General features: G+C 42.2%; 18 protein-coding genes. 8 read left to right on the top strand and 10 right to left on the bottom strand.

Features of this window, described 5'->3' with window-relative positions; translation table 11 throughout:
- Position 1: 1 nt before the first annotated feature.
- Positions 2 to 376, bottom strand: coding sequence for a BlaI/MecI/CopY family transcriptional regulator (locus tag PAT01_RS09040; protein WP_154945368.1), 375 nt, complete (start codon positions 374 to 376; stop codon positions 2 to 4).
- A gap of 99 nt (positions 377 to 475) precedes the next feature.
- Positions 476 to 1,168: a pseudouridine synthase gene (locus PAT01_RS09035; protein WP_154945367.1), complete on the bottom strand. Its 693-nt coding sequence runs from the start codon at positions 1,166 to 1,168 to the stop codon at positions 476 to 478.
- Between the two features lie 90 nt (positions 1,169 to 1,258).
- On the opposite strand from PAT01_RS09035, the gene PAT01_RS09030 reads away from it, so the two are divergent.
- Complete coding sequence (locus PAT01_RS09030) at positions 1,259 to 1,564, top strand: DUF6482 family protein (protein WP_004588987.1); 306 nt, start codon at positions 1,259 to 1,261, stop codon at positions 1,562 to 1,564.
- Positions 1,565 to 1,605: 41 nt separating this feature from the next.
- Complete coding sequence (locus PAT01_RS09025) at positions 1,606 to 2,013, top strand: GNAT family N-acetyltransferase (RefSeq protein ID WP_154945366.1); 408 nt, start codon at positions 1,606 to 1,608, stop codon at positions 2,011 to 2,013.
- Positions 2,014 to 2,028: 15 nt separating this feature from the next.
- Here the strand turns inward: PAT01_RS09025 and PAT01_RS09020 are convergent, their stop codons facing one another.
- The 8 genes from PAT01_RS09020 to lptM form a co-directional block, all read right to left on the bottom strand.
- Positions 2,029 to 2,385 (bottom strand): HopJ type III effector protein, encoded by a 357-nt coding sequence (locus tag PAT01_RS09020; RefSeq protein ID WP_096040956.1) that lies wholly within the window; start codon positions 2,383 to 2,385, stop codon positions 2,029 to 2,031.
- A gap of 20 nt (positions 2,386 to 2,405) precedes the next feature.
- The gene (locus PAT01_RS09015) at positions 2,406 to 3,506 is read right to left on the bottom strand and encodes a retroviral-like aspartic protease family protein (RefSeq protein ID WP_154945365.1); all 1,101 of its coding nucleotides are present in this window, start codon (positions 3,504 to 3,506) and stop codon (positions 2,406 to 2,408) included.
- Between the two features lie 24 nt (positions 3,507 to 3,530).
- Positions 3,531 to 4,238 carry an HAD-IA family hydrolase gene (locus PAT01_RS09010; protein WP_154945364.1) on the bottom strand — a complete coding sequence of 236 codons (708 nt, stop codon included), beginning with the start codon at positions 4,236 to 4,238 and terminating at the stop codon, positions 3,531 to 3,533.
- A gap of 10 nt (positions 4,239 to 4,248) precedes the next feature.
- Complete coding sequence (locus PAT01_RS09005; RefSeq protein ID WP_004588982.1) at positions 4,249 to 5,193, bottom strand: tyrosine recombinase XerC; 945 nt, start codon at positions 5,191 to 5,193, stop codon at positions 4,249 to 4,251.
- Positions 5,190 to 5,801: a DUF484 family protein gene (locus tag PAT01_RS09000; RefSeq protein WP_024032071.1), complete on the bottom strand. Its 612-nt coding sequence runs from the start codon at positions 5,799 to 5,801 to the stop codon at positions 5,190 to 5,192. The genes PAT01_RS09005 and PAT01_RS09000 overlap by 4 nt, the downstream gene beginning before the upstream one ends.
- Positions 5,798 to 6,628, bottom strand: coding sequence for a diaminopimelate epimerase (gene dapF / locus PAT01_RS08995; protein ID WP_004588980.1), 831 nt, complete (start codon positions 6,626 to 6,628; stop codon positions 5,798 to 5,800). The genes PAT01_RS09000 and dapF overlap by 4 nt, the downstream gene beginning before the upstream one ends.
- 64 nt (positions 6,629 to 6,692) lie before the next feature.
- On the bottom strand, positions 6,693 to 7,946 hold the full coding sequence (lysA, locus tag PAT01_RS08990) for a diaminopimelate decarboxylase (protein WP_029773748.1): 1,254 nt from the start codon (positions 7,944 to 7,946) through the stop codon (positions 6,693 to 6,695).
- Complete coding sequence (lptM, locus tag PAT01_RS08985) at positions 7,947 to 8,138, bottom strand: LPS translocon maturation chaperone LptM (RefSeq protein WP_138579750.1); 192 nt, start codon at positions 8,136 to 8,138, stop codon at positions 7,947 to 7,949. It abuts the gene before it with no gap.
- A gap of 148 nt (positions 8,139 to 8,286) precedes the next feature.
- Here lptM and cyaY point away from each other — a divergent pair, with 148 nt between their 5' ends.
- Genes cyaY through PAT01_RS08955 form a run of 6 tightly spaced genes read left to right on the top strand, consistent with a single transcriptional unit; the run spans position 8,287 to position 14,133 of the window.
- The gene (gene cyaY, locus PAT01_RS08980; protein WP_004588977.1) at positions 8,287 to 8,610 is read left to right on the top strand and encodes an iron donor protein CyaY; all 324 of its coding nucleotides are present in this window, start codon (positions 8,287 to 8,289) and stop codon (positions 8,608 to 8,610) included.
- Positions 8,607 to 9,263, top strand: coding sequence for an alpha/beta hydrolase (locus PAT01_RS08975; protein ID WP_024032069.1), 657 nt, complete (start codon positions 8,607 to 8,609; stop codon positions 9,261 to 9,263). Before cyaY ends, PAT01_RS08975 begins: the two co-directional genes overlap by 4 nt.
- A 21-nt stretch (positions 9,264 to 9,284) precedes the next feature.
- The gene (locus PAT01_RS08970; RefSeq protein ID WP_138579748.1) at positions 9,285 to 10,220 is read left to right on the top strand and encodes a DUF2914 domain-containing protein; all 936 of its coding nucleotides are present in this window, start codon (positions 9,285 to 9,287) and stop codon (positions 10,218 to 10,220) included.
- A 35-nt stretch (positions 10,221 to 10,255) separates the two neighbouring features.
- The gene (gene hemC, locus PAT01_RS08965; protein WP_138579747.1) at positions 10,256 to 11,194 is read left to right on the top strand and encodes a hydroxymethylbilane synthase; all 939 of its coding nucleotides are present in this window, start codon (positions 10,256 to 10,258) and stop codon (positions 11,192 to 11,194) included.
- A complete protein-coding gene (locus PAT01_RS08960; protein ID WP_154945363.1) occupies positions 11,195 to 13,027 on the top strand; it encodes a uroporphyrinogen-III synthase in 1,833 nt (610 codons plus the stop codon).
- On the top strand, positions 13,024 to 14,133 hold the full coding sequence (locus PAT01_RS08955) for a heme biosynthesis HemY N-terminal domain-containing protein (RefSeq protein ID WP_154945362.1): 1,110 nt from the start codon (positions 13,024 to 13,026) through the stop codon (positions 14,131 to 14,133). Before PAT01_RS08960 ends, PAT01_RS08955 begins: the two co-directional genes overlap by 4 nt.
- Positions 14,134 to 14,139 lie beyond the last annotated feature (6 nt).

Below are 14,139 nucleotides of genomic sequence, written 5' to 3'. Positions count from 1 at the left end.
CTTACTTTTGGTTTTTTTCCCAGTCATCAATGACCTTTTTTAGCTCGTTTATATCTTGCTGCGAAAGCTGCTCTGATTTAGCAAACCCGCTTACCAGCGGCGCTATACGGCCACTAAAAAAACGCTCAATAAAGTTTTTGCTTTCTTTTAATGTGTAGTCGGCGCGCTCCATACAAGGGGTATAAATATATTGGCGGCCGTCTTTTTCAAAGGTCAGTGCGCCTTTTTTAACTAATCGACCCAGTAGGGTTTTAATGGTTTTTTCGTGCCATTGTTTGTCATCGCTTAAGCGCTCAATAATTTGGCTGGCGGTTGCTGGGTAATTAATCCAAAGCGCATCAAGCACGTCGAATTCTGCTTTTGATAACTCAGTCATTTTATTGCCTACAAATGTAATCTTTAAATTAAGACTACACCTGTAATCTATTTTTGCAAGGTTATTTTTTAACTTTTTTGTGCGCTATTTAAACGAAGGTTAGATTTTTGAAATATCTGTTTTATTAATTTGTATATAGTGGTTTTCAGGGAGGTTTAGGTTTGAGAGGGCGAGTTCGCTAAATTGCACTCTAAATAAATCAATTACTTTAAAGCCGCAGTAATGCGTCATTTTACGTATTTGTCTGTTAAGCCCTTGCTTTAAAATAATACTAAACTGGTTGTCAGCTATTTTTGTTACTTCACACGGTAAGGTTACTTGTTTATCGACGGGGATTCCTGCGGCCATTTTTTCGCAAAACGCATTATTAATAGGTTTATCTACCGTGACTAAATAACGTTTCGGCTGGTGGAAGTCAGGGTGAATAAGTTGATTACAAAAATCTCCGTCGTTGGTCAAAATAAGCAAGCCGCGAGAGTCTTTATCTAATCGGCCGATGGGGTAAACCCGAGTGAGGGTAGGTAAATGGTGAATAAGGCTGGCGGGGTCATTTTCATTTAATTTGCAGTCAATACCTACAGGCTTGTGATACGCAAAATAAACTAAATCGGCAGCCCCTTTTACTGCTTGGTCATTAACTATTACGTCGTCTTGCTCATTAACGTGATCAATATGATTCGCTGGGCGATTATTTACAGTCACCACACCTTCATCAATTAAACGCGATGCCTGTTTTCGTGAGCACACACCAGCGTGAGCAATGTATTTAGCGAGTCGAATTTTATTGCTCATAAGCTTAAAAGGCAGTGATGTAATAATTTGATCGCGATTATAGCAAAGGTGCGTATCTATAAAGTTACTTTTTATTAAAAGGCGATTGTTATGGGTATGAAATTTTCTGAGTTAAAAAAGCACGAACCATTACAAAAAGTGGTCGCGCACTCCCTTGAAATGGCGCTCTATCAAGTGTCTGTCATTATAAATAACGTAGAGTATTACGTTACTGAAGAAAATGGCGAGTTTGTTAAAGCGCTCAGCCCGCTGCATATTCAAAAACGTTTTGAAAAAATAGCCTACGCCGAAATGGTACTGCGCCATACTAGCGCTTACGATGAAATGTGCGGCCAACCCGAAAAAACAAGCAGCAATTTGCTAGAAGTACCTTATGGAAAAAATAACCTTTTTTAATTAAGTTTGTTTGCTAGTATCTGCTTCTTTAAGGGCGGTACATGTATCAATTAAAAGCAGATAATACCGATGCGTTAAACTCAGCGCTTCGCACTAAAATAGTTGAATTTAACGCGCAGCATTTTGATGCGCAAAGAGTGCCATTAGGCTATAAATTTGTTGATGAGCAAGGTGAGCTTGTTGCAGGTATTAGTGGGTGTGTGTTTGGAAATTGGCTGATGATTAGTTGGCTTTGGTGTAGCGGTGTAGCGCGAGGTCAAGGGCTTGCAGATAAGTTACTAACGGCACTTGAACAATCAGCTGCTGAACTAGGTGCAACGACCGCACAGCTCGATACACTCGATTTTCAGGCCAAGCCTTTTTATGAAAAGCGCGGATACGTGGTTAAGTATCAGCTTAACAACTATCCGCGCTCTGGTACGCGTTACTTTATGGAAAAAATGCTTTAATTTAGCAGCTTAGTGTTATTTCTCTTTTAGTGGCTCACCATCAAAGCTCAGGCCTAAAAATGGAGTCGCTTCTGGCGCTAACATAAATGTGCGAATGTTCATGTGATCATCGCCTTTAGGGTTTTGTAGTACGTCTTCGCGGTAAAACTTACCAAAGCAATCCAATGTATTTTGCTTGCTTAAATCGTTTAATTTAGCAAACGCAAAAATTTTACATGAGCCGTTGTTCTCGCTTGCAGAGCTAAGTAAGCCGTGGTTATTAAATCCACACGCGGTAAAATCGTAATTAGCTTCTATTACCGCCATGGTATCGCTAAATTGTATGCTTTTAGGGTTGTCTGCAAGTTGCTGTAAAAAATCGTTTAGGGTCATGTTTTTTCCTTAAATTTAAATTATTTAGCACTCAACTCTAACTCATCTGTTTGTTGATTTATATTAAATTTAAATCTAGATAAAAAGTTCATTCCTAACAAACCTTGGCCGCGGGTGTTTTCAATACTGAGCACTTCAAAACCGTAAATAGTTTGCACCCCTACTTTAAACGACTCAATTTGGTAGCGTTTTACTCTAATTTGCCCATTCGCCGTGTTTACGGTTACATCGCCTAAATACAGTGGTCTGGGTGAAAGTTGGTTAAGCACGTCACTCGAAAGAGAAGTAATACTTGCGCCGGTATCTATCATTAGCTCTGTTTGGATTGAGCTATTTAGCTCGGTGCTAATTAAGTAATGTGCGCCGTAGGGGGTAAGTGCAATAAAGTCATCTTGGGATTGAGCTTTCTCTATCATTGCGTGTAAGGCAGTTACTTCGGCTTGTAGTGGGTGATTTGATGGCATGCGCTCAATAGTTGTTAAGGCGCTAATAAAGTCCTCTAGTTGATAATAAGCATGCGCGAGTGCGTATAAAAAATGGCTATTGTCGTTTTGATAGTCGAGCCAAATTTGAGTTTGTTCACTAATTGTTTGCCAATTTTGCTGCTCACTCAAACTATGCAGTTCGTTTGTCGTTAAATGCACAAGGCGCCTATCTACAGGGCCTTGTTGGTGCTTGTTTAATAATGGGTAGAGCTCAAATAGCGCAATAATTGCGTTTTGCCGTTGCCCGCTTTTTACTAGGTAATCAACGTGTAAAGTGAGTAACTCGGTATTGTAAGGGTCTTTATTTAAAAGTGTATTTAACAATGACTGGCTAAGCGGTAGGTTTGTGTTTAGCCATTGCTTTAGTTGTGCTACCCACGAAGCGTATAAAGTATGTGCTTTTTTTGGAGCGCTTAGATTTAGTTGCTGATACGTATTTAGAGCATCATCAAATTTGTGTTGTGTAAATTGCTGTTGAGCTTGGCTGAGCAGGTTACTTTTTGGCACTTTGATGCTCTTGCCGCTGTGGATTTTTTGTGTGCCAACTACAGGCTGTTTTTGTGGCCACAATAAGTAAGCGTTTAGGCTAAGCGAGCCTATTAATAGCAAGGTAATTAGCTTGGTATAATGGCTCATTGCAACCTCTTCGTTCTATTTAGGCTATTTGATAAAGTGCGCTAAGGTATGAATATTCGCAATTTCAACATCGGCAAGGCCTTTGTAGTGATAAGCCGCGCCTTGGTCGTTTAACCAAACCGATTGGCAGCCTGCATTATTAGCGCCTTGTACGTCGGTATCTAGGCTATCGCCAATATGTAAAATTTCACTTTTAGCCACGTTTAAGTGCGCGGCGGCTTTATCAAACAGTGTACCGTGGGGTTTGGCTTTACCGTGCATACCAGCTTGCAATACTAGCGCAAATTTATCGCGTAAGTTAAAGCGCTCAATTTCAACATTGCCATTGGTTATTGCAACCAGCGTAAAGTGCTGGGCTAAGTTATCTAGCAGCTTTAGTACGTCGTCGGTTACCACTATTTTACTGCGCGCATCGGCAAAGGCGTTATAGGCAGCATCGGCATGATGCTCTACCTCTTGCTCATTTAAATCTAGCTTTGAAAGGGCTAAGCGTAGCGTATGTTGGCGCCATTTAGTTACATTATCAGCAAGCTCTGGTAACTGTATTACGGCCTCATTGCGGCATTGTTGCCAGTATTTTGGGCCTTTTTGTAAGTAGCTGGGTAGCGCGTTTAAATAATCTTGCTGCGCTTTAACCGCGGCTTTTATTATAGGGTGGTTGTTATACAGGGTGTCGTCTAAATCAAAGCTCATAACTGAAAAAGGGCGAGGAGCACGATTAAATCGGATCATAATTACATTCCTAATCGGTTTGTTTTTTAGCACGCGGATGAGTGTTGTCGTACACTTTTGCTAAATGCTGAAAATCTAAATGCGTATATACTTGCGTAGCCGATAAACTACTGTGCCCTAATAATTCTTGCACAGCGCGTAAATCGCCAGATGATTCTAAAATATGAGAGGCAAACGAGTGGCGAAGTTTATGCGGGTGCACTTGTGAGCTAATGCCTTGTTTTATTCCCCACTCTTGCATGCGTAAGCGAACTTGGCGAACCGAAATACGATTTTTTTTACTGCTTAAAAACACCGCCATTTCGTCAGGCTTTGCAAATTGCCCCCGTATGTTGAGCCAGTTTTTTAACGCTGTGAGCGCTTTGCGACCCACGGGAATGAGGCGCTCTTTGTTACCTTTACCTTTGACTAATATTTCGCCGCTTGCGGCATTTATATCGCGTAAGTTGGTGCCAACTAACTCGCTAATGCGCAGCCCAGATGAGTACATAAGCTCCATCATAGCTTTGTCTCGTATGGCTAATGGGTCGTCATCGTTAATCTCTAGTAGGCTTGCCATCTGATCTACATCGAGATTTTTAGGTAAAGGCTTAGAAAATTTAGGCCCTTTAATGCCTTGTGCTGGGTTATGATAATGCGCGTGCTGAGCAATGTTTTTGGCTTTTAAAAATTTATACAAACTACGAATGCAGCTTAATTTTAAGCTAATGGTGCGCCCACTTAATTGCTTTGAACGAAGCGCCATGCTGTAGCGGCGAATATGCTCGCCTTGTACGCCAAACCAGTCATCACATAATTTACTAAAATACAGGGCGGCAAAGTTTAGTTGGCTAACATACTGATTTACAGTGTGCTCTGAGTACTGTCTTTCGTACTTTAAATAGTCACTAAATAAATGAATGGGTGTACGCCAATGCTCACTTAATTGCTCAGTGTTAGGCGTCTCGTCGCTCATGCCAATTCCAACAGCCTAAGTTGCAATGCATGAACAAAATCAAGCACGAATAGGTTATCTTGTGCGGGTTCAAAATGGTTTTCATCATGGCTGCCAAAGGCCAATATAGCGACGGGTTTTTCAGCGCAACCAATAAGATAAATAGCAGAAGACTGCGTGTTTTCACAAAATAATAGCTCACGCTCTTGCTGATTAACGCGTCCTAAGTAGTGCCCAAATTGGCTAAGGCGGTGCTCAATAAGCCCATCTAAAGTGTTGTTGTATTTAACCAACCTGCACTCGCTAATATGTGGGCTGGTACAAATAATATTGCGCAAATTAGCGGCAAGCGTATTAAAGTCGTAGTTTGTCCACAGTTGGCGGTGGCATTGGCTAAACAAGCGATACACTAGCTCATTTTGCGTAGCGTGTTCGCTCATACTGTGTATTTGATTTTTTAACTGAGTATTGTGCTCGCGCAATTGGCGCTGTTGTATGTGCACAAGCGAGGTGGCGCCTTGCGTTTTGTGGTGTAACTCAAGTTGTGCAAGTAGCTCTGGCTGCTCTATTAAAAAATCAGGGTGGCGCGCCAAATACTCAGCGACTTGCTCTTTTGTTAGCTCGCTCATAAGGCAACTTGCCCATCAAATACATGCTCGGCTGGGCCGGTCATGCGGACAGGGTGACCTTCGCCGCTCCAACGTACTTGTAAAGTGCCGCCGGGTAAATCAACTTGTACCGTGGTGTTAAGTTTGCTTTGAATGTGGCCAATTACCATTGCTGCGCAGGCACCCGTGCCACACGCTAGGGTTTCACTAACGCCGCGCTCCCACACTCTAAGTTTAATATGATCTTGCGATACCACTTGCATAAAGCCAATATTGGCACGATTTGGAAAACGTTCGTGGTTTTCAAGCAGCGGACCAAGCACCTCAACTTGTGCGGTAGCTATATCGTCAACTTCTAACACGCAATGCGGGTTACCCATAGACACAGCGCCACTAAATACAGTGTGCTCTTGAGCTCTTATTATATAAGTTAGTTCTCGCTTGCTGGCTTTAAGCGGGATTTTAGCAGGCTCAAAATTAGGATGGCCCATGTTTACCGTCACTTGGCCGTCTTTTTCTATGTATAGCGTGAGGTTGCCCGACTTAGTCGAGACACTAATTTTGTGCTTGTTAGTTAAGCCTTTCATGCGCACAAAGCGGGCAAAACAGCGTGCGCCATTTCCGCATTGCTCTACTTCATTGCCATCGGCATTAAATATACGGTAATGGAAGTCGAGATCAGGGGAGTAAGGGGCTTCAACCATAAGTAATTGGTCAAAGCCAATACCAAAGTGGCGATCAGCCAGTTTTTTGATTTGATCGCGAGACAAAAATACATTTTGTGTAATGTTATCAATTACAACAAAGTCGTTGCCTAAGCCGTGCATTTTGGAAAAATTAACTAACATAGCGCTCTAATTCGGGTTTGCTCTGCGCTAATCATGCCACAGAGCAGCGCCTTAACAAAAACGTTTATGGTAAAATTTTCTCACCTTGATAAAGGCTCTCGATGGTTTCGCGTTGGCGAATAAGGTGGTGTTGCTCACCATCTACCATTATTTCGGCCACGCGTGGGCGAGAGTTGTAGTTTGAACTCATTGTAAAACCATAGGCACCAGCACTTCGCTGCGCCAATAAGTCGCCTTGTTTAAGGGCTAGTTCGCGGTCTTTTCCTAAAAAGTCGCCGGTTTCGCACACTGGGCCCACAATATCAAAGTTATGTGTTGGGGTGTCGTCATCGCGCACCGATACAGGAATGATTTTTTGCCATGCCTGATAAAGCGAAGGGCGAAGCATGTCGTTCATACCCGCATCGACAATGGCAAAAAATTTATCTTGGTTTTGCTTAATAAACTCAACCTGCGTTACTAAAATTCCAGCATTAGCGGCTATAGCGCGCCCTGGCTCAAAAATAAGCTCAAGGTGTTTGTAATTGGCTAAGCGTTCGGTAACTTGCGCAGCATATTCACTTGGGTGAGGAGGCTGTTCATCATTGTAAGGAACGCCTAACCCGCCGCCAATATCTAAATGAGTAAGCTCAATACCATTTGCTTTAAGCTCATCTATTAATGCCATTAGCTTATCAAGCGCTTCTAAAAAAGGTTTAACCTCAGTTAATTGCGAGCCTATGTGGCAATCTACACCGGTTACTTTTAGACCTGGTAAAGACGCCGCATGCTGATAAACGCTCACAGCCGTTTGAATATCGATACCAAATTTGTTTTCTTTTAAACCGGTAGAAATATACGGGTGTGTTTTGGCATCTATATCAGGGTTTACACGAATAGAAATAGGGGCTTCTAAATTTAACTCGCACGCTACCTCAGAGATACGCTCAAGCTCTGAGGCCGATTCAACGTTAAAACATTTAATACCTAACTTTAGTGCATAAGCAATTTCGTCGGCGGTTTTAGCCACACCTGAAAACACCACTTTACTGGCATCACCGCCGGCTTTTATTACACGCGCCAGCTCACCTTTAGACACTATGTCAAACCCTGAGCCTAAACGCGCTAATATATTTAATACTGCAATATTAGAATTAGCTTTAACTGCGTAGCACACCAAGCTTTTATGATTTTTAGTGGCATTTGCAAAGGCTAAATAATGGCGCTCAAAAGTAGCACGCGAGTACACATAACACGGCGTACCATAGTGCTGAGCAATTGTGGCAATGCTGACATCTTCGGCAAATAATTGATTGTTTTGATAGTTAAAATAATCCATTTATTGCTCCTGCACTTGCTCGGTGTTGGTTTTTTTTACGGGCGTTGGCTGTGCCGTATTAGGGGGGATGTTTTGCTCAGCCTGTTGCTCTGGTAAATACAAAGGCCCGCTTTGGCCGCAGCCAGCTAATGCACTTAGCAGTAAAGTACTTATATATAGTCGTTTTAATTGTAAGGTATGTGTCGCTTTCATTAGATTAATACGGTTGCTGGCTTTATAATCGCAGAGTAACAGAATATCTAAAAAATGCAGCTATTCGCGGATGATTTTATTCCTGTTACACTAGCTGTATATAAACCGTACCCAATATTAGGCAGCTCGCCTGCAAAGGAAAATTACAATGACTGAACACGAATATCACCAATTAGCCGAAGCTCTTATGTTCACAATTGAAGAGCAAGTTGATGATTGCGAAGCAGATTTAGACTACGAATCGGCAGAGGGTATTTTAGAAATAATTTTCCCTGATAAAAGTAAAATTGTAATTAACAAACAAGCGCCTTTGCATCAAGTGTGGGTTGCGACTAAATTTAATGGCCACCATTTTGAAATGCGTGACGGCCAGTGGATTGATAACCGCTCGGGCGCAGAGTTTTGGGAGTTTATGAACCAAGCGTCTACTCGCCAAGCTGGCCAAGAAATTAAGTGGCAATCAAGCTTATGAGTTTAGAGTTTGCACAATACCCAGCGCAAGGTGAGCACAAAGCCACTGTTATTTGGTTACATGGTTTAGGCGACTCGGGCGATGGCTTTGCTCCGGTTGCACCGCAACTTAACTTACCCAGTGAGCTTGGTATACGATTTATTTTTCCGCATGCGCCTATTCAACCGGTCACCATAAATGGTGGCATGGAAATGCGCTCGTGGTACGACATTAAATCTATAGAATTAGACAAACGTGCCGATGAACAAGGCGTGAGAGATTCAGCCGAAAAAGTGCAAGCCCTGATCAATCAAGAAATTGAAAATGGTATACCTGCCGATAAAATTATTTTGGCGGGCTTTTCGCAAGGGGGCGTGGTGTCTTTACATTTAGCGCCGCGATTTGAGCACAAACTTGCAGGTGTTATGGCGCTGTCTACTTATATGTGCGTGCCTGAAAAGCTAGCGCAAGAAGCAAAGCATACTGATTTAAATGTATTTATGGCTCATGGTAGCCAAGATAATGTAGTGCCGCATAGCGCGGGTAGAAGTGCGTTTGAAGTATTAACAGCACATAACATGGATGTAAGCTGGCAAGAATACCCTATGGCTCATCAGGTTTGCGCAGAAGAACTGCAAGCTATTCGCCAATGGTTAATTGCCCGTTTAAGCTAATTTGGAGCCGCTGAGGTCAATATGAGTCAAAAAATAGTTATTAAAGCAAATGTAAAACGCGAACCACAAAATAGTGTACCTAATGTAAGCTACGAGTGGCATTGGCGTCGTATTGCGAGTGTTTCTATGTTGGTAGCAATGACCTCGGCAGCGGTTGTGTATGGCTTAACTAGCTCGGTTAATGCCGAGCAGGGCGAGCAACCTAATGAGCAATCGCCGTATTCACCTTTAAGCGACAACACAGCAGATAATGTTGAGCCCACGGTGAGTGTAAATGACGAGCAAGCGCGCCCAAATGAGCTTACGCGTGCTATAGCGGATGTTGCGCCAGCGGTGCTTGAGGATGAAAGCGTTAATAATACTACGTTAGCGCAAAGCAATAATGAGCAAACAGATATAGAGCCAATTGCTAACGTTCAAAGCAATCAAGTTTCTGTTATTGAGCAATCAGATACCGAACTCGCTGAGCCTATCGCTAATCAGCCGCTTACTAGCACGCAGTTAAGCGCATCACCCAATGAACAGCTTCCAGATATTGAAAACGACGACGGTTCGCTAACCAGCAGTGAAGGCTTTTCATCTAATGCGCACATTGCCAGTGTTGCGTTAGGCGCACAAATTGATACCGGTAAAATTAGCCGTGCAGTGCTTACTCGCAAAGTAAGTAAGCGTGAGCCCACGAATGTATTTTCTGCAGATATTCGCTTAAATCAGTTTGAAGAAGCACTTTCGTTTTTTAGTGAACTTAAAAACCTACAAGGCCAACAAGTAAAGCATGTATGGTCTTATGAGGGTGAAACTATGGCTGAGATTTCGCTTAATGTTACCTCGCCGCGCTACAGAACGTACTCAACCAAAAATATTATGAATACACAAACAGGCCATTGGCGTGTAGATGTTGTTGATGAGCAAGGTAATTTAATTGCTCAAAAAGAATTTAGAATTTTAGCTAATTAAGCTTGGCTATTAGCTGTAACTATTTGGATACCCCTATGACAGAAAAAACAAAGTTAGTACGCATTGCAACCCGTAAAAGTGCTTTAGCGCTTTGGCAGGCTGAATTTGTAAAAGCACAGCTTGAGCATTTTCATGCTGATGTACGCGTAGAATTAGTCCCTATGTCTACTCAAGGGGATATTATTTTAGATACACCGCTTGCTAAAATTGGTGGTAAAGGCTTGTTTGTTAAAGAGCTTGAGCAAGCAATGTTAGATGGCCGCGCGGATATTGCTGTGCATTCAATGAAAGATGTACCCGTAGAATTTCCAGAAGGCTTAGCACTGCACACAATTTGTGAGCGTGAAGACCCGCGCGACGCGTTTGTATCAAATAATTTTGCCAATTTAAGCGAATTACCAAAAGGCGCTATAGTCGGTACTTCTAGCCTTCGTCGTCAGTGCCAAATTAGAGCTTTGCGCCCTGATTTAGTCATTAAAGACTTACGTGGTAATGTTAATACTCGTTTAGCTAAACTAGATGATGGCCAGTACGATGCGATTATTTTAGCCGCAGCCGGACTGCTACGTTTAAAAATGGACGCACGTATTGCTGATTATATTGAGCCTGAGGTATCTCTACCTGCTAACGGACAAGGTGCTGTCGGCATTGAATGTCGTATTGACGATGAAGTAACAAAAGCCTTATTGGCCCCGCTTGAGCATACCCAAACACGCATTCGTGTAAATGCAGAGCGTGCTATGAACCGTCATTTAGAAGGTGGCTGCCAAGTACCAATTGGTGCCTACGCATTAGTTGATGGCGAGCAAGTGCATTTACGTGGCCTCGTGGGCGCGGTAGATGGTAGTGAAATTTTACATGACGAAGTAACCGGTCATATAAATGATGCAGAAGCTATCGGTGTGCAGCTAGCTAAAAAGTTATTAGCGCAAGGCGCCGACAAAATATTAGCAGAAGTATATAGAGACGCATAAATGACACATATCCTGATAACTCGGCCCGAAGGAAAAGGCGCAGCCCTTGCTCAGCAACTTGAGCAAGCGGGTTATCAGGCGTCATTATTTCCTGTTTTAAAAATATCCTACCTTACGCCTTCTACTACCGAGCTAAGCCCGCTAATTAATGCCGATAAAATTATTTTTATCTCTCAAGATGCCGTTACTGCCCTTGCGCAATTAAAGCCAACAATAAATACCAAAGCGCAATTTTACGCAGTAGGGCAGCAAACTGCAGATACTATTTATGCGTTATTTGGCGTGCGAGCAGCAGTGCCTAAGCTACATGATTCTGAAGGGTTATTGGCGCTAAACTCGTTAGCTGAGGTTGATGGTAGCAATATTGTATTAGTAAAAGGCCAAGCGGGGCGCCCTGATATTGCCAAAACCTTAAAGGCGCGTGGGGCATTTTTAAATAACTGTGTGGTATACAAGCGCGAGCCAATAAGCGCTGAAAAAACCAACTGGACAGACCACTGGCAAAGCCTGAAAGTACAAGGTATAGTCATAACCAGTAATGCAGCAGTTGATGCAATATTTAATAACCTGACTGAACAACAGTTACAGTGGTTACAACAGTGCCGATTTTATGTTGCTAGCGAGCGTATAGCCGCTTATTTACAACAGCAACAGGTAAGCTCGGCTAATATACACATTGCCGCAGGGGCAAGCGATACCGCTATGTTTTCCTGCATAAAACAGCAAGGTAACAAGATGAGCGAACAGTCAAAGCCAGTAACGGCAGATAATACACCAACCACTAAGGCAGCGGCCTCTGCACAAAAAAAAGAGGCAGTTAAAGCACACAGTAAACCACATAACGATAAGCAAAAAATAAGTAAATTAGCGGTATTAGCGCTGATCATTTCGCTTATTGTTGCCTGTGGTGTGGGGTATGAGTTTTACCAAAAACTCAATGCAGGTAAAGCCCAAAATGTAGCTGTTAATGAACTAAAAGAAGAAAACGCGTTATTGTCACAAGAGTTACAGGCGCTCAAGTCGGCGCAATCTAATCTTCAGCAAGCATTGTTCAATAGTGAGCAAAAAGTGGCAGCTGCGCTTAATGAAAGTGCAGAGAGTAACCAGCAACAATTAAAAGCTGCATTGCAACAAGCTCAGCAGCAAGGCGCTTCACTAAACCCGCAAGAAGTAACCAGCTTACAACGTATGGCTGAGTTTAAACTGTGGGCTGAAAAAGATTACCAAGGTGCCAGCGCTGTACTTAAACGCTTAGATGCCTTATTGAGTGAACACCCAGGTACTGTTGCAGTTCGCCAAGCAATAACACAAGACATTCAAACACTAGATAGCTTAAAACCTATCCCAACAGAAGCCATTTACCTAAAACTTAATAGCGTGTTATCAAACATAGATAAGCTTGCATTTAATGCCGTTAACATACCGCAAGAAGCAGCAGAAATTGAAAAAAATGCCTTGAGTGAAGATGTAAGCGATTGGCAGCAAAACCTAAGTAATAGCTGGAATAAGCTAGTTGATAGCTTTATTACTATTCGTCAGCACGAAGGAGTTGCTATAGAGCCACTGCTAACCGATCAGGAGCGCCACTTAATTAATCAACGTATTAAATTAAATGTGACGCAAGCTCAAGATGCATTAATGAGCAAACAAGCGAGCATTTATTTTAGTGCCATAAGTGAGGCAAAGCGTCTTGTTAATGAGTACTTTAAACAAGATGACGAGGCGACAAAAGTGGTTATAAATGCACTAACTAGCCTAGAAAAAGAGCCATTAAACTTTAACCCTGAAGTAAACTTACAAAGTACACAGCAGGTTAAGGAGTGGGCGCAATGATAGGGCTTATAATATTAATTGTGGCGATTGTTTTAGTTTTAGCGATTACGCCATTTGTACTGGATGAAAAAGGCTATGTGCTGATCTCGTTTAACAACACCACGATTGAAGGCACGATTGTATCGTTTTGTATTATGGCGGTAATTAGTGCAACTATTTTGTTTTTAACTTACAAATTAGTGCGCTATTTATTGTCGATTTATCATAATACTAAACATGGTTTTTTTGCGCGTAGCGAAGAGCGAAAGCAAGCAGCTATAGAGCAAGCCTTATGGAGTGCGATAAACGATGATTACGAGCTTGTAGAGCAAACGTTATCAGGTAATAGTGTACCCAGTAAGTTTGAAGATATACGCTTAGCGCTATTAGCAAAAGCAGCGCTTGCTAATAACCAAACTGACAAAGCTCTAGAGCGTTTATTTGAAATTAGCCCAGAGCAGCAACTTAACGTTGCTAAACTTTGGATAGCCAGTGGCGATAGCAGTGCAATAGAATCGCAAATGCGTGCTAACAGCGATTCAAAAAAAGCGACACCACTTGAGCTTAAGCTATACGCCGAAATACTTGTACAGCAACAGCACTTTAGTGCGCTTGAAGACTTTTTACCGCGTTTACTTCGTAAAAAAGTCCTCAACGATGCGCAGTGGACGCAGCTGTTTAATGCCTATTTTAATGCACAAGCTAGCGATAAAATCACTGAAAAATATAAACAACTTCCTAAAAAGCTACAAGCTCATGCTAATACAGCTTACTTAATGCAAATGGCTAAAGTGGGCCAGTTAAGTGCGATTGAAAGTGACTTAATTAAAATGGTGAAGCACGACGAGCAACATGCTCAGCTGGCTAATATATTAAGTAACGCCACCTCTGCAGAGGCTGTAAAGCTTCAAAGTAGTATTCAAGAGCGCCTGAAAAAAGATGATGCAAACAACGCATTATTACTCTCGCTTGCGTGTTTAGCTAATGCTCAAGGCGATTATGAGTTAGCCGCAAAGGTTTTTGATAAAGCCTTAAATATCGAAAACAAAAAGCAATTTGCTCAGCAAGCAGCGCTTAGCTATAAAAATACCGCACAAGCCGATAAAGCACTCGTTTTGTATCAATAAAGGCTA

Source organism: Pseudoalteromonas atlantica (assembly GCA_007988745.1).
GTDB classification, from domain to species: Bacteria; Pseudomonadota; Gammaproteobacteria; order Enterobacterales; family Alteromonadaceae; genus Pseudoalteromonas; species Pseudoalteromonas atlantica.
Note: the sequence above shows the minus strand (reverse complement) of the source record. Positions and strands in the feature narration are given on the sequence as shown.